The following is a 13,487-nucleotide window of genomic DNA, read 5'->3' as shown; positions in this document are numbered from 1 at the left end:
CGTCATTGCGAGGAGCGAAGCGACGAAGCAATCCATCTATCCGCGTGGGCGGAGGGGTGGATTGCTTCGCTTCGCTCGCAATGACGGAGAGGAAAGCCGCCCCCTTCTGCTATTTCCGCGTCGGCGGCGCCGCCTGGATCGTCGGCGCGGCGGCCGCGAGCAGCGCAGCGCGATCGCCGTTGCGCGGCGGATAGATGCGCTGCCGGTTGATGGTCTGCTTGGTGAGCTTGGCCGCGGCGCCTGTGGTGTGCACCTCGCGGTCCCAGCCGGTGGTGTAGAGCGCGCCCCACGCGCCGAGATCGAGCACCGTCACATACCAATCGATATTGAGCGGCAGCAGCTCTTCGCCGAACAGGTCCGCCACCACATTGTGCCCCGCAAAGCGGCCCATCGGCCGCGCGAACTGGCACGACATCACGGTCGGATGTTCGCCGTCGATCAGGCAGGCGGCGACGTCGCCGGCGGCGAACACGCCCGGAAGACCTTCGACGCGCATGAAATGGTCCACCGCGAGGCGGCCGAGCTTGTCGCGCTCGGCCGGAAGCGTTGCGGCGAGCGGGCTGGCGCGCATCCCGGCGCACCACACCACGGTCGCCGTCGGAATGATCTCCCCCGAGCTTAACGTGATGCTGTCGGTGCCGACGGCGCTGACCCTGACGTTCAGTCGTGTCTCGACGCCGAGCGCGGCCAGTGCCTCGTTGATGACGGGACGGCCATGCGCGCCAAACGTCGCACCGACCACCGGATTGGGATCGATCAGGATGACGCGATGATCGCCAGAGATGCCGGCGCCCGCGAGCTTGGCCGGCATCTCGGCTGCGACCTCGATTCCGGTGAAGCCGGCGCCGACGACCGCAACCGTCGAACGTGCCGGCGACGGCGGCTGCTTGCCGAGCGCCGCCAGATGCGCGTCGAGCCGCATCGCCGCCTGATAGGTGTCGACGTCGAAGCCATGCGCGGCAAGTCCTGATATGGCGGGGCGCACCAGCTCGCTGCCGATCGTCAGCACCAGCCGGTCATAAGTCAACGTCTCCGCACCGGGGCCCGTCTTGACCACGACCTCGCGCTTCGCCGGATCGATCGCCGCGACCTCGGCGACCCTGTGCCTGACGCCGACCGGATCGACCAGTTCGTCGAGCGGCAGCGCGACGTCGCCGAGGTCGACCTCGTAATTGCGCACCCGGATGTTGTGATAGGCGTTGCGATCGACGACGAGAATCTCGGTGTCAGCCGCCAGCGCGCCGATCTCGTCGCGCTTGCGGGCCGCACCAAGCGCGGCCCACAGCCCGGCAAAGCCGGCCCCCAGCACCAGGATGCGCGCCATCTCTCCCTCCGACCTTTGGCCGGCGGGAGCTTGCCTGCGCAGCCGCGGTCAAATCAAGTGGGTGAGGGCGTGTGAGGTGCCGTCACGTTCCCGGCCGCGACACCTCGGTCTCCTTGCTGGTGATGAATTCCAGCAGCACCGGCACGCCCTCTTTGGTCTTCTGGATGCCGCGCTTGATCGCGGGGATGATGTCTTCGGGCTTGGTCACCCGCTCGCCGTAGCCGCCAAAGGCGCGCGCCATCGCGGCGTAATCGCCGGAGATGTCGGTCGAACGATACTTCTCGGTCGAGATCGGCATCACCTTCAATTCGATCGCCATCGAGAAATTGTTGAGCAGGATCGACATGATCGGAATCCGCTCGCGCACCGCGGTCTCGAAATCCATGCCCGTGAAGCCGATCGCAGCGTCACCCCAGACATTGATGCAGAGCTTGTCCGGCCTTGCCAGCTTGGCGCCCATCGCAAGGCCGAGACCATAGCCGAGCTGCGTGGTCTTGCCCCAGCCGATATAGGACAGCGGCTCGACCGACTTCCAGAACGGCGACAGCTGGTCGCGCGGGCTGCCGGCGTCGTGGGTGATGATGGTGTTGTGGATGTCGACGGTGTGCTGCAGGTCCCACAGCACGCGGTAGGGATTGAGCGGCGCGTCGTTGTGCGTCAGCTTCGGCATCCATTTGGCGAGCCATTCCTTGTGGGACGCGGCGATCTCCTCGGCGACCGCGCTCGCATTGCGGTCCGCCGTGACGGTCTTGCCGATTTCCTCCAGCAGCGCGTCGAGCACGAGGCCGGCGTCACCGACCAGCCCGACCTTGGCCTCGACATCCTTGTTGATGTGGTTCGGATCGAGCGTCGAGTGGATGAAGGTCTTACCCTTCGGCATCGCGATGCCGAACGAGGTTTCGGTGAAGGAGCAGCCGATGCCGAAGATCACGTCGGCTTCGCCGAGAAATTTCGGCACCGCGCGTGGCACCGCAAGGCCGCCGGAGCCGAGCGACAACGGATGCGTCTCCGGGAATGACGACTTGCCGCCGAGGCTTGACGTGACGGGGATCGCGAGCCGTTCGGCGAGGCGCTTCAGCTGCGGCCAGGCTTTTGCGTAATGCACGCCCTGGCCGGCATAGATCACCGGGCGCTTGGCGTTGACGAGCAGGGCGGCGGCTTCCTTGATGTGAACGGGATCGGCGCCGTAGCGGGTGCGCAGCACCGGCGTATAGTTCAGCGGCTCCGGCACCTCCTCGTTCCACATGTCGGCGGGAATCTCGACGATCACAGGCCCGCCGCGGCCGTTCTTCAGCTTGGTAAACGCGCGGCGGAAAATGTTACAGACCTCCGGGGCGAGATTGATCGGCTCCGAGGATTTGGAAAACGCCTTCATCGCCTGGCTGGAATTGAAGTTCGGATCGATGTTGGCGAGCCGGCGTGGATAGCCCATCGGCAGCACCAGCACGGGCACGGATTCGCCGTAGCATTGCGCGACGCCGCCCATCGCGTTCTCGGCGCCCGGGCCGTGCTGCATGCAGAACGCGCCGATCTTTTCGCCCGAGGTGACGCGGGAGATCGCATCCGCCATGTGCACGCCGATGCGCTCCTGGCGCACCATCACGGGGCGGATGTCGGCGGCGGCGGCGTATTCGATCAAATGGTTGACCGGGTAGCCCGTGAGGATCTCGATCCCCTCGCGCTTCATGATTTCCGCGATCGCGGTGCCGAGCTTCATGACGGTCACTCCCTTCGGATGCGGCCGGTTCGCTCCGGCCTCGTTGTCGTCCTGTCCGATAAAGGAACAGGATTCCGCTGGCCGGTAAAGCCGAGCTGCGGGCCGGATCAGGTAGTCCTGATATGCGTTTACGCCCAATCGCGGCTGGCCGCCTCGCCGGGCGAGGTCAGGATGTAGGCAAAACTAGCATGGATTTTCTCTGCAACCCTTAAGCGATCGTTCATCCTGTCCCTCAATGGGCCGTCAACCAATGTGGCCTAGTTTTGCTGGAATATTACTACGGCGCGGGAGAAAAAGCCGCGGGCGTCGGACAGGAGCGTTTCATGCGCGCGTTGCTTGCAAGATTTCTGCGTGACGATGTCGGCGCTACGGCGATCGAATACGCCATCATTGCCGGCGGCATCAGCATCGTGATCGTCGCCGGCGTCAAAGGCATCGGCACCAGCGTGAGCGGCCAGTTCAGCGCCGTCGGTGCGGCATTCAAGTAAGCGCCGCCGGAAACGCTTCGCACTTTCCTGTTCAGCCGCCCTTCGCGGTCTCCGTTCAACGCGCGCAGCATCGCGATGCGCGCGAACATCAGCCAGCCGACACTTTGTTCTAATGCTCGACCGCAACCTACCAGCGCGCGTCCTGCTGGGCGTCTTCCGATAGCTTCATGATGTAGTCGGCGGTGCAGCGTAACCAGCGTGCCGCCGCGATGCGGCGCGATCGGTTCGTCAAAACGGCGCCGACCAGGACGTCTAGAACCAACTAGAACCAAGGCACCTCAGGCGCGGTGGCTCGGGTCGTCTGCAACCGCCGCGTTTGCGCCGGTCAACCGGCCTTCTTCCGCGCCGCAGTGCCCTGCGTCCGCGTTGCCTTCTCGGCCTTCTTCGGCTCGGGCTTGATGGCTTCCTTGGGCTCGCGCTTGCCGCTGCCCGAGATCGGCAGCAGCATCTCGCGCTGGCCCTCAATGCGCTTCTTCGGCTTCTTGCCCTTCGCGGCCTTTGCTTCGGCCTTGGCTTCGGCTTTGGCGGGAGCGGCCTGCTTCTCGTTGGCGAGGCTCTTCTTCAGCGCGTCCATCAGGTTGATGACGTTGCCGCTGGCCTTCGCCGCGGGCTTGGCGATCTTGATGCCGTTGCGCTTCTGGTTGATCAGGTCGATCAGCGCCTGCTCGTAGCGGTCCTCGAACTCCTCCGGATCGAACTCGGCGGACTTCTGCTCGACGATGTGCTTGGCGAGATCGAGCATGTCCTTGGTGATTTTCACGTCCTGGATGTCGTCGAAATATTCCTTCTCGCTGCGCACCTCATACGGGTAGCGCAACAGCGTGCCCATCAGCCCGTTGTCGAGCGGCTCGAGCGCGATGATGTGCTCGCGGTTGGTCAGCACCACGCGACCGATCGCGACCTTGTTCATGCTGCGGATGGTCTCGCGGATCACCGCGAAGGCGTCGTGGCCGACCTTGCCGTCGGGAACGAGGTAATAGGGGCGGATCAGATAGCGGCTGTCGATCTCGCTGCGCGGCACGAATTCGTCGATCTCGATGGTGCGGGTCGAATCCAGCGCGATGTCGTCGAGCTCTTCCTTGGTGACCTCGATATAGGTGTCGGTGTCGACCTTGTAGCCCTTCATGATGTCGTCGGTTGAGACTTCCTCGCCGGTCTCCGCGTCGACCTTGGCGTATTTGATGCGGTGGCCGGTCTTGCGATTGATCTGGTTGAACGAGACCTTCTCGGTATCCGACGTCGCCGGATACAGGGCAACCGGGCAAGTCACGAGCGAAAGGCGCAAAAAGCCCTTCCAGTTGGCGCGAGGGGCCATAGGGAAAACTCCGATTACGCGACCGACGGAACGGTCAAGGATAACACCGGGAACCCCAGTTTGAAACAACACGGCCCCGTGAATCTGGCAACGGCGTTAACCGTGGCTTCAGCCTGCGCCGGTTTGACGCGATGGCCGCAACGGCTGCCGGACCGCCGCCAAGCGGTTCGGAACATCGCTCCGGATCCCGCGTTGGCCTTTCGAAGGGGAGCGGCAATCGCCGGAATTACAGGCACTTAAGCAAAGAGGTCGCGATGGCCAGGGAACGACATGGTCAGATCATCGAAACCCCGACCGAGGCGCGCCAGGCCGAGCCCGGGCCTTCGGTTCTCGCGCTGCTCACCGCCTCGACCGGGCTCGCCGTACTGATCCTCGGCGTCATCTGGTTTGCCTTCTTCCGGGTGTAGGTGCTGCCGACCATCGTCTCCGGCGTGCGAGGTCTTCATTGTTAAATTGAGATGCTGTTGGAGCAGGGTGCCATGCGCGTGTGGCGGTGCGTGCGGCCGATCACGCGCGCCTCCGGTGCGGGCCGCTCGGGCATGCGGATGCATGGCACCGGTCGAGCTGCGCGACCGTCTTGACGCGCGACGCGCATCCGCGCCGCAGATCGCAACATGTGGGCGGAAATTCCGGCGCGCGGGCGGCTGCAATCGCCGGAGTCAAATCATGCGTGACCATCTCGCGCAGAAGGAAAATTTGAGTCAGGATTTTTTGAGCGAAGGCCCACGCCTTCACGAGATTTTGCACTGGGGAGATCTGTGATGCGCGCTGCGGTGACGCGTCACGAGATCATCGAAATTGGCTGCTAGCTGATTTGAATCAGATGCGTCTTGAGCTTGAGATGTTCTATCCGCAAGAAGAAAAAAAACTCGTTGCTGGCGCGCTTCAAGGAGAAAAGCGTTTCAGGTGTCTTCGTCGGGCTGACGGTGCTGGCGATGGCGGGATGGATCTATCTCCTCAGCTCGCTGTTCCTGAAGTTCATGCTGTGGTGGTTCTCCTGAGACGTTGATCTCTCGAGAACAACCGGTGTTGGCGCCTGACCATTGTTGCGCCGTTTGATTGCACAAAAATTCCAGCGGCTGAACATTCTTTCGGCGCGCCCAATCATGATGTCGTCACAACTTCGAATGTTAATAACATCGGGGCTAACGTGGACGATTGTTATGCTTTCTCCTGTTCTCATTCTTGCCGCGGTGTTCGTCGCCGGCTTCCTCTCCGGCTTCGCCGCGCGCTCGTGGCGGTCGCACAAGCGCCGCGCGCAATATCGGATCTATGCGCCCTATGTGGCGCCGCCGGCCGCGCGATCGTCGAGGCGGGAACAGCCGGTCTCCACTTTCGGCCACATGCGCCGCGCGTTCTAGCGGGGCTAGCTCCACAGAGGTAGCGCGACAGTGTGGTGGGTTGGGGTTGGCGGGCGATATGCAATCGGTCATCTTGTCTTCGTTGCGGCAGCCAGGCTGGGTTCGCGTGCCGGTCTGGTCTTGTCGTCGGCCTGCGCGGATCGCGAGGGAACTTGCACAGCATGAGTGATCTCAGGGGGCATTCGCCGAGGCGGTATGTCGTCGACGTCAGTGGCCGGCGCGTGCTGGTCGGTCTCACGCTTGAAGAGACGTCGGAGTTCGAGGGATTGGACACCTCCCTGCCGGTGCTGGAGGGGGAAGGCCGGGACCGGGAAGCCTTGGACCGGGAAGCCTTGGACCGGGAAGCTTTGGGCGCCGAGCCGGTGCCGTCGGCCGTCGAGGGACGGTGGCTCGAGCTCTATCACAAGCACGACAAGGCCTGGATCAAGTGGAAGGCCGACCTGAGGGCCGGGCAAGAGCGCGATTCACCCTTTTTTAACTAAGACCGGGCGATTTTTGAGCGATACTGCCTGAGTGGCCCGAACCGGATACTGACAGATGTTTCAGCTGTTTTTGCGGGCTCGCGCGCATGACCTGGTCCGGTCGCGGCGCAGCGAGGAAGGTTTCAAGGCACGCTCGGCCGAGCGCGATGCCGAGACCGATCGCGCCCGGATCGGATCGATCATGGCCGCGATCGAGGCCGCGTTGCAGGCGGCCGAAAGCGAGCAATCCGGCCTTGGCCGCCGCGTCGACGATGTTCTGGCCCGCGCCGCGGTAACGCTGGGCAACGGCACCGACGAATATCTGGAACGCGAGGCGCTTGACAATTATCATCAAGACCTGTTTGACGCCGAGATATCCAACGGCCAGCGTCGGCTGAAGGAACTGGCGACCGAGATTGCGCACTTCAAGTTCATGAAGGCCGCGGTACTGAGCCGCTTTCCGGACTACAAACCTGCGGCCGCCAGCATCTGACGCACCCCGCGGCCGGAACGCGAAGGCAGAAGCTGCGGCCCGCGCCTGACGGCGCGTGCGGCCTGGTCCGGCGCAAGGCGAAAGGCACAGGCGGAACGTGGTGATCGCAGGCAATCTACTCGTCACGGGCTGCGCCGGCTTCATCGGCTTTCACCTGGCGGAGCATTTGCTGCGGGCAGGGCAGCCGGTCATCGGCATCGACAACCTGAACCAGTATTACGACCCGGCGCTCAAGCGCGCGCGGCTCGATCTGCTCAAGCAGCACCGGGGTTTCACCTTCCTCGAGCTCGATCTTGCCGACCGCGCCGGGATGAAGGCGCTGTTCGAGCGCTATCGCTTCGAGGCCGTGGTGCATCTCGCGGCCCAGGCCGGCGTGCGCTACTCGCTGCAGAACCCGCATGCCTATGTGGATTCCAACCTGGAGGGCTTCCTCAACATCCTCGAGGGCTGCCGGCACACGGCGTGCAAGCATCTGCTGTTTGCGTCCTCGTCGTCGGTCTACGGCGCCAATACCAAGCTGCCGTTCTCGATCCACGACAATGTCGATCATCCGGTCAGCCTGTATGCGGCGACGAAGAAGGCCAACGAGCTGCTCGCCCATTCCTATAGCCACCTCTATCGCATCCCGACGACGGGGCTGCGGTTCTTCACCGTATACGGGACCTGGTATCGGCCCGACATGGCGCTCTACGCGTTCGCGGACGCGATCACCAAGGGGAAGCCGATCCAGCTGTTCAACAACGGCAACATGCGGCGCGACTTCACTTATGTCGATGACGTGGTCGAGGCGATGGTGCGGCTGATCGGCCGCGCGCCCGCGGGCGACGCCAACTGGTCGGGAGCGCATCCCGATCCGGGGTCGAGCAAGGCGCCGTGGCGCGTCTACAATATCGGTAACAGCAGGCCCGAAGAACTGATGCATGTGGTGGCGCTGCTCGAGCAGGGCTTCGGCCGCCAGGCCGAAAAGCAGTTGCTGCCGATGCAACCAGGGGATGTCCTTGAGACATCGGCCGATGTCTCCGATCTGGAGCGCGACATCGGCTTCCGGCCGCAGACGCGGATCGAGGACGGCATTGCCAGATTTGTCGACTGGTATCGGGCTTATCACGACGTCGACCGGAAATAATGCGCTCCTCTAGATCCAGGCTCGAGAAAAACTTGCGCGGCGTGGAACGGAGTGTGGCGATGAGAGTTATCAGTGGTTTTGCCGTTGCTTCAGCCATGATCGTGTCAGGCGCGATCGCTCCGGCGCACGCGATCGACGTCCAGGTCGCACGCGCCTGCGATGCTCTGGTCGCGCGGGCATTTCCGCCGCGACAGCCCGGCAATCCCGCTTCCGGCAGCGCGAGGGGCGGCGCGAAGGATCAGCGCGACTATTTCAACAAGTGCGTCACCAATGGTGGCAAAATGGACGACGACACGTCTCCCAAATCGAAATAGCGCGGGATCACGACGCGCGTCGCCAATTAGCGATGCTTATGGCGATTGATGGCACGACCGGCTGTTCGCTGCGATGATCGTGCCGAGCGCATGCGAGAGAAGCGCGAAGCGGTTTGCTCCTTCCACTGAAGCCTAAACGCGTCGGCGTCATCCACTTTGAATTAGAATAGCATTGTCGTGTTTGGCCGAGGTCGAGGCGAATCTCTTGCGCGATCGAGCGTGAAGCGTTGAATCTTTCCATCTCATCGTCAGGGCCGATCAGAGCGCCGATGTCCGCGGCGCCTCGATGTCGGTAACGGTTCGAAACATTTTGCGATCGGCGCAGATGGCGGCGTCAGTCGCTGCATCTATGCCGCTCGGTTCAACCTGATATGCGCTGCGCGAATCCGATTGGTTGAGCGCAGCAGATTTAGTGTGTGCATGTCGTCGTTGGTGGAATATCTGGTTCGAGGCTGGAACATCGCTTGAAGCCACCGGCCTTTGACGCGGCGACATTGTGATAGCCCGCAGATGTTCCGCCGGCTTCACCCGCGATTGCTGCGTTCAATGATCGTCAAATGATTTCATGCTCTTGGTCGCGCCCCGCGGTCGGCGTCAGCTGCGCTGTTTGGCCGCGTGTCGCATCGCCGCCGTCGACATCCCATCGCAGCGACACAATACGGCCATCGATTAAACCTTTCGCGATCAGGTTGTGGAACCAAATTGGAAAAATTTCGGTCAGTGTAACGTTGGTCGCAAACCTGCCCCATTAACCGCCTTCCATGTGCGCGATCCAACTCTGTCATCGAAACTTCAATCACATCGCTCATACCCTTAACCGCAGAGCGAGGGCACGCCATGAAGCAGCACAAGATCCAACATTTGCATCAGCCGATCGAAGAGGCGTTGCTCGCGACCAACCAATCGCTGCGCAACGAGGTCGTTGCGCTGATGTTGGATATCGCTGAGCTGCGTGAAATTCACGAGCGCCCGGTTGCGTCGCGCTCGTTCGGTGTATCGCGTGAGCAGGCCACCCCGCGCGCTGCGCTGCGCCGGGTTCATCGCTGACGTTCGTCCGCGAATTTCTCACCGCGCAATTGCCACCACCACTTCCGCGCCGGCCCGGCGAGGGTGTCGGCTTGCCCATGCTCGCGGATAGCTCAATTTAAGATTGAGGTGTGGATTGGCGGCCGATTGCGCTGCGGGCCGCCTGTCGGCGTCCGCGACACGTCTGCGTTGAGGTTCGTGTCTGGGTCAGTGCTCTTGCCGCACCGGTTTGTGCGCCACGACATCGGACAGGCGCTCGCGCAGGATCCAGGTCTGCAGGACCAGCTCGACGGCGGTATGCCGGAGCTCGGAATTCTCCGCGACGAGCCGTTCCAGGGCGTCGGTCGCCTCGCTCGACGCGGATTGCTTCCCCTCGAAGACCTTGAGACGCGCCATAGTGTCGATCCTCGCAAAAAGTGTTGATCAGGGGCTGGCCCTGACAAGCGTCAGCACAGAATAGTTCGCAGATGATCCGGCGGTCGTGGTTCCGCCTGATGGCCTCGGGTGGCAAAGCGCTTAATTGATAATTCGCGGATCGAGCTATGAGTGTTAGGTCTCGTGAAAATAATCCTCAAATATGTTGAAACTCTCATGATGCCTAACGTCTTAGTAACTACCGCTGCGCGAGCGCGCCCGCAAGCTACCGGACGCGAAGGTCGCGGGATTAATTTGTTAGAATTTTGTGAAACTCTCGCTCGGCCGGCAGCGCAACTATCGCGGAGAGGCATGGTGCACTCACAATCTGTCGATGGACCGATTGGATGTTCTCATTTGCTTCTCATTCGGAATGCAAACGGTGCGCCAGTTATCCAGATCAAATTCTCATACACAGAAAGTCGTATAACTTTTCCTGTGAGGTCGGTCGGGCGCGGGAATATTGCTCATTTATTTCGGTAAATACCTTGCGGCTTCGGCGTTTCTTCGCAAAATGCAGCGTTACCGACGGCAAGTTCGAGGCTCCCGAAAGACCCCCGGGAAATCCTCAATTTGAATTTCCTGTTGCATTTACATAGCTTATAGGCCATGCGATGATTGCTAATCTAGGGGGCAATGAGATGACCAATGAGGCGTCATTCAACTGACGAGATCAGTTCCAAGGTCAAACAGGCCGAGGAACTCATGGCGCGGGGGCAGTCACAAGCCCAAGCGTGCAAGGTGCTGGGCGTTAGCGTGATGACATTTCACCGCTGGCGCAAGCAGGAGGCCGCACGCGGCCACCAGGCGAATGGTACTGTGACCGAACTCGCCGCTCGCACCGATGATCGAGATGGGATCCCCCACGTTCACAACCGTATTGACGAATTGCGGCTGGAAAATGAACGGTTGCGCCGGATCGTGACCGATCTGCTGCTCGAGAAAATGAAGATCGAGGAGAAGCTTGCGCTCAGGTCCGGCGGCGGGAGCGGTTTACCCCGCCGTGGTGAAGTCCAGAGCTGACCAAAGCTGATCCGTTGTTAATGGATACGTGAAGGCCTGGGCGCCAGCAGCAGCTGGTCGCTCAGATGCGCCTTCTCTGATCGTGCGCGCAGCTCCTCGAGGATCGGACGCAGCCTCGCCTCGGCGAGATCCAGACCTTTGACGATGTCCTGATTCGGCATTTCGCCCGGAAAACGGGCCGATCGCAGCTTTGTTTCGACCGCCTTGACCAGTACCTCGACGTCGTCGCGGTGCTGGCCTGCGACGAGCTCGGCGCCCATCAGGCGGATCAAGTGGAGGAGGGCCACCAGCGCGGCCTCGGTTTCGCCAGCCGTTGAACTCATGGACGCTCTCTGCCTGATATTGCCGGCAGGTCTTGCGAGCTCACGACCTGCCTGATATGAAACATATGAATTGTTAACACGAATGTTAATTCCCGATGACCGACCTTTCGGACGCTCGATTAGCGAAGGTACCGGTTAACTTCGGCGCCTTCTCGGTTGCGTTTGCGTTTGCCTCGCTCGAAGCGTTTGCCGTCGCCTTCGAGATGATCATCGTCGTGCTCTCCAGCATCATCGGCGGCGCGGCCTATCATCTGTTCTACTACCACACAGTTTATAGCAACAGCTTCGAGGGTTTTCTAGGGATCGGGGTCCTCGCCGCCATCCTTCACATGTTCGTGGCGAAGTCGCAGGGCCTCTACAATGCGCAGGTGCTGGCCGGCCTCGACCGGCGCTGGAGCAGCCTGCTCGGCGGATGGCTGCTGGTCGTCCTGCTGATGACCCTGATTATCTTCCTCCTGAAGGTCGGCTCCGGCGTCTCGCGCGGATCGGTGATCTCATTCGGCCTGATCGGTGGCCTCGGGCTGGTGGCCGGACGGATGCTGCTGCAGGCGCCGCTGCAACGTGCGATCGATCGCGGCATGCTGGCGACCCGCCGCGCGGTCGTAGTCGGGATGGCGGACGAATTGTCCCGGGTGCGGCAATCGAACCTGCTGCGCGATTTCGGCCTCAGCGAGGTGCGGCGGATTCAGCTGTCCGGCCAGTCCGACGACGAAGGCGATCGCGCGGCCGTCGCGTCGGCCATTCGCGCGGCACGGGAGTGCGGCGCCGACGAGATCGTCTTGGCCATGCCTTGGCAGCAGGAGCCGCGCATTCAATTCGTCTGCGATCAGTTGCGGGCGTCGCCGCTGCCGGTGCGGCTGCTGCCGGATCGGACCGCGGAGAGATTCCTCGCGCTGCGGATGGTGGCGAGCGGCCCGATACCGACGCTGGAAATGCAGCGCTCGCCGCTCACCTCGGTTGAGCGTGCGGGCAAGCGGCTGTTCGACATCGTGGCGTCGAGCGGCCTCCTGGTGCTGTTTGCGCCGCTCCTGCTCGGAACCGCGATTGCGATCAAGCTCGACTCCAAGGGGCCGGTCCTGTTTCGGCAGCGCCGCAACGGATTCGACGGCAAGCAATTCACCATCCTCAAATTCCGCTCAATGCATGTGCTCGAGGATGGCGATGTCATCGTGCAGGCTCGTCCGAACGATTCACGGCTGACCGGGATCGGCGCGACGCTGCGCCGCCGCAGCATCGACGAGCTGCCGCAGCTGGTGAACGTGCTGCGCGGCGACATGTCGCTGGTCGGGCCGCGGCCGCACGCACTGGCCCATGACGACAAATATTCGAAACTGATCGCGAGCTACGCGCAGCGTCAGCACGTCAAGCCCGGCATCACCGGTCTCGCCCAGGTGCAGGGATTGCGCGGGGCGACGCCCGCGATCGAGGACATGCAGCTGCGCGTCGCGCACGACCTGATCTACATCAAGAGCTGGAGCTTCGTGCTCGACCTGCGCATCCTGCTGCGCACGGTCGGCGCGGTGCTGCGGCACAAGGGTGTCTGACGGCCGGACGTCGTGACGGCCTGGCATCCGGCGGCCACCCGGGTGCCGGCGCGCCTTACTCCGGAAGGCTCTGGTTGGCGTCCTTGAATTGCGCCTCGATGATGCGCCGGTTGGCGTCGGTCGCCACGCGATAGGCCTGGCCGATCGCGCCCTTCAGCTCCGGCGCGCGGGTCAGGATCAGGCGGATCTGCCGCTGCAGCAGATCGACCAGTTCCACATCGCGCGTGGTATCGACCTGCGCCAGCAGGAGCAGGCGCGGCGCAATCAGGTCGCTGCGGTTGAAGCCGGTGTAGTAGGACATTTTCAGCGCCTTCGATGCGGTCGGGTTCAGCCAATCGAACCGCCCGGTGGCCGAGGCGAGACCGAACCAGGCGCCGGCGTCCATCGGCGAGAGCCGAAGCGCACGCGTGAAGGCGGCTTCGGCCGTCTCGGGCGAGGTCTGCAATTCGCTCCAGCCGTCACGCAGCCACAGCTCGCTTCTGACCACGCCGAGGCCGGCTGCGAGCGCAGGCTTGCCGCGCAATGCGTCGGCCGCGAGCCACCAGGCCGACAACGCCA

Annotated in this window: 18 protein-coding genes; 11 read left to right on the top strand and 7 right to left on the bottom strand. The window is 62.7% G+C overall.

Annotated features, from left to right (window positions below):
• Nucleotides 1-109: 109 nt before the first annotated feature.
• Both AC628_RS33610 and AC628_RS33605 read right to left on the bottom strand, forming a co-directional pair.
• Nucleotides 110-1,324, bottom strand: coding sequence for an NAD(P)/FAD-dependent oxidoreductase (locus AC628_RS33610; protein WP_074131019.1), 1,215 nt, complete (start codon nt 1,322-1,324; stop codon nt 110-112).
• 82 nt (nt 1,325-1,406) lie between these two features.
• The gene (locus tag AC628_RS33605; RefSeq protein ID WP_074131038.1) at nt 1,407-3,041 is read right to left on the bottom strand and encodes a thiamine pyrophosphate-requiring protein; all 1,635 of its coding nucleotides are present in this window, start codon (nt 3,039-3,041) and stop codon (nt 1,407-1,409) included.
• A gap of 323 nt (nt 3,042-3,364) precedes the next feature.
• Here AC628_RS33605 and AC628_RS33600 point away from each other — a divergent pair, with 323 nt between their 5' ends.
• On the top strand, nt 3,365-3,529 hold the full coding sequence (locus tag AC628_RS33600; protein WP_050424338.1) for a Flp family type IVb pilin: 165 nt from the start codon (nt 3,365-3,367) through the stop codon (nt 3,527-3,529).
• Between the two features lie 325 nt (nt 3,530-3,854).
• Here AC628_RS33600 and ku read toward each other — a convergent pair whose 3' ends face one another.
• Nucleotides 3,855-4,844 carry a non-homologous end joining protein Ku gene (ku, locus tag AC628_RS33590; protein WP_074131018.1) on the bottom strand — a complete coding sequence of 330 codons (990 nt, stop codon included), beginning with the start codon at nt 4,842-4,844 and terminating at the stop codon, nt 3,855-3,857.
• A gap of 254 nt (nt 4,845-5,098) precedes the next feature.
• On the opposite strand from ku, the gene AC628_RS44440 reads away from it, so the two are divergent.
• On the top strand, nt 5,099-5,251 hold the full coding sequence (locus AC628_RS44440; RefSeq protein WP_168193510.1) for a hypothetical protein: 153 nt from the start codon (nt 5,099-5,101) through the stop codon (nt 5,249-5,251).
• A 100-nt stretch (nt 5,252-5,351) separates the two neighbouring features.
• On the opposite strand, the gene AC628_RS43370 is transcribed toward AC628_RS44440, so the two are convergent.
• Nucleotides 5,352-5,591: a hypothetical protein gene (locus AC628_RS43370; RefSeq protein ID WP_143201941.1), complete on the bottom strand. Its 240-nt coding sequence runs from the start codon at nt 5,589-5,591 to the stop codon at nt 5,352-5,354.
• A 125-nt stretch (nt 5,592-5,716) separates the two neighbouring features.
• Here AC628_RS43370 and AC628_RS45895 point away from each other — a divergent pair, with 125 nt between their 5' ends.
• The 7 genes from AC628_RS45895 (at nt 5,717) to AC628_RS33565 (ending at nt 9,646) form a co-directional block, all read left to right on the top strand.
• Complete coding sequence (locus AC628_RS45895; RefSeq protein WP_283806727.1) at nt 5,717-5,845, top strand: hypothetical protein; 129 nt, start codon at nt 5,717-5,719, stop codon at nt 5,843-5,845.
• Between the two features lie 162 nt (nt 5,846-6,007).
• Entirely contained in the window at nt 6,008-6,205 is a 198-nt protein-coding gene (locus AC628_RS43365) for a hypothetical protein (RefSeq protein ID WP_143201940.1), read from the top strand.
• A gap of 161 nt (nt 6,206-6,366) precedes the next feature.
• Entirely contained in the window at nt 6,367-6,687 is a 321-nt protein-coding gene (locus tag AC628_RS33585; RefSeq protein ID WP_074131017.1) for a hypothetical protein, read from the top strand.
• A 55-nt stretch (nt 6,688-6,742) separates the two neighbouring features.
• Nucleotides 6,743-7,159: a hypothetical protein gene (locus tag AC628_RS33580; RefSeq protein WP_074131016.1), complete on the top strand. Its 417-nt coding sequence runs from the start codon at nt 6,743-6,745 to the stop codon at nt 7,157-7,159.
• Between the two features lie 97 nt (nt 7,160-7,256).
• Nucleotides 7,257-8,285 (top strand): NAD-dependent epimerase, encoded by a 1,029-nt coding sequence (locus tag AC628_RS33575; RefSeq protein ID WP_502689806.1) that lies wholly within the window; start codon nt 7,257-7,259, stop codon nt 8,283-8,285.
• Nucleotides 8,286-8,344: 59 nt separating this feature from the next.
• Nucleotides 8,345-8,599 carry a hypothetical protein gene (locus tag AC628_RS33570; protein ID WP_245321465.1) on the top strand — a complete coding sequence of 85 codons (255 nt, stop codon included), beginning with the start codon at nt 8,345-8,347 and terminating at the stop codon, nt 8,597-8,599.
• An 837-nt stretch (nt 8,600-9,436) separates the two neighbouring features.
• A complete protein-coding gene (locus AC628_RS33565; RefSeq protein WP_050424307.1) occupies nt 9,437-9,646 on the top strand; it encodes a hypothetical protein in 210 nt (69 codons plus the stop codon).
• 186 nt (nt 9,647-9,832) lie between these two features.
• On the opposite strand, the gene AC628_RS33560 is transcribed toward AC628_RS33565, so the two are convergent.
• Nucleotides 9,833-10,021 (bottom strand): hypothetical protein, encoded by a 189-nt coding sequence (locus AC628_RS33560; protein ID WP_050424306.1) that lies wholly within the window; start codon nt 10,019-10,021, stop codon nt 9,833-9,835.
• 666 nt (nt 10,022-10,687) lie between these two features.
• On the opposite strand from AC628_RS33560, the gene AC628_RS33555 reads away from it, so the two are divergent.
• The gene (locus AC628_RS33555) at nt 10,688-11,062 is read left to right on the top strand and encodes a helix-turn-helix domain-containing protein (protein WP_074131014.1); all 375 of its coding nucleotides are present in this window, start codon (nt 10,688-10,690) and stop codon (nt 11,060-11,062) included.
• Nucleotides 11,063-11,079: 17 nt separating this feature from the next.
• On the opposite strand, the gene AC628_RS33550 is transcribed toward AC628_RS33555, so the two are convergent.
• Entirely contained in the window at nt 11,080-11,385 is a 306-nt protein-coding gene (locus AC628_RS33550; RefSeq protein WP_074131013.1) for a hypothetical protein, read from the bottom strand.
• A gap of 95 nt (nt 11,386-11,480) precedes the next feature.
• Between AC628_RS33550 and AC628_RS33545 the strand changes: the two genes are divergently transcribed.
• The gene (locus AC628_RS33545) at nt 11,481-12,929 is read left to right on the top strand and encodes an undecaprenyl-phosphate glucose phosphotransferase (RefSeq protein WP_074131012.1); all 1,449 of its coding nucleotides are present in this window, start codon (nt 11,481-11,483) and stop codon (nt 12,927-12,929) included.
• A 55-nt stretch (nt 12,930-12,984) separates the two neighbouring features.
• Here the strand turns inward: AC628_RS33545 and AC628_RS44435 are convergent.
• On the bottom strand, nt 12,985-13,487 hold a 503-nt coding region (locus AC628_RS44435; RefSeq protein ID WP_168193509.1), incomplete at its 5' end, for a hypothetical protein.

Source organism: Bradyrhizobium sp. NAS96.2 (assembly GCF_001908235.1).
In the GTDB taxonomy this organism is placed as follows: domain Bacteria; phylum Pseudomonadota; class Alphaproteobacteria; order Rhizobiales; family Xanthobacteraceae; genus Bradyrhizobium.
This window is presented reverse-complemented; position numbering and strand designations above follow the sequence as displayed.

Coding starts and splice junctions, on each gene's coding strand:
- AC628_RS33610 (WP_074131019.1), bottom strand. CDS start 1,324: ATGGCGCGCATCCTGGTGCTGGGGGCCGGCTTTGCCGGGCTGTGGGCC.
- AC628_RS33605 (WP_074131038.1), bottom strand. CDS start 3,041: ATGAAGCTCGGCACCGCGATCGCGGAAATCATGAAGCGCGAGGGGATC.
- AC628_RS33600 (WP_050424338.1), top strand. CDS start 3,365: ATGCGCGCGTTGCTTGCAAGATTTCTGCGTGACGATGTCGGCGCTACG.
- ku (WP_074131018.1), bottom strand. CDS start 4,844: ATGGCCCCTCGCGCCAACTGGAAGGGCTTTTTGCGCCTTTCGCTCGTG.
- AC628_RS44440 (WP_168193510.1), top strand. CDS start 5,099: ATGGCCAGGGAACGACATGGTCAGATCATCGAAACCCCGACCGAGGCG.
- AC628_RS43365 (WP_143201940.1), top strand. CDS start 6,008: ATGCTTTCTCCTGTTCTCATTCTTGCCGCGGTGTTCGTCGCCGGCTTC.
- AC628_RS33585 (WP_074131017.1), top strand. CDS start 6,367: ATGAGTGATCTCAGGGGGCATTCGCCGAGGCGGTATGTCGTCGACGTC.
- AC628_RS33580 (WP_074131016.1), top strand. CDS start 6,743: ATGTTTCAGCTGTTTTTGCGGGCTCGCGCGCATGACCTGGTCCGGTCG.
- AC628_RS33570 (WP_245321465.1), top strand. CDS start 8,345: ATGAGAGTTATCAGTGGTTTTGCCGTTGCTTCAGCCATGATCGTGTCA.
- AC628_RS33565 (WP_050424307.1), top strand. CDS start 9,437: ATGAAGCAGCACAAGATCCAACATTTGCATCAGCCGATCGAAGAGGCG.
- AC628_RS33560 (WP_050424306.1), bottom strand. CDS start 10,021: ATGGCGCGTCTCAAGGTCTTCGAGGGGAAGCAATCCGCGTCGAGCGAG.
- AC628_RS33555 (WP_074131014.1), top strand. CDS start 10,688: ATGAGGCGTCATTCAACTGACGAGATCAGTTCCAAGGTCAAACAGGCC.
- AC628_RS33550 (WP_074131013.1), bottom strand. CDS start 11,385: ATGAGTTCAACGGCTGGCGAAACCGAGGCCGCGCTGGTGGCCCTCCTC.
- AC628_RS33545 (WP_074131012.1), top strand. CDS start 11,481: ATGACCGACCTTTCGGACGCTCGATTAGCGAAGGTACCGGTTAACTTC.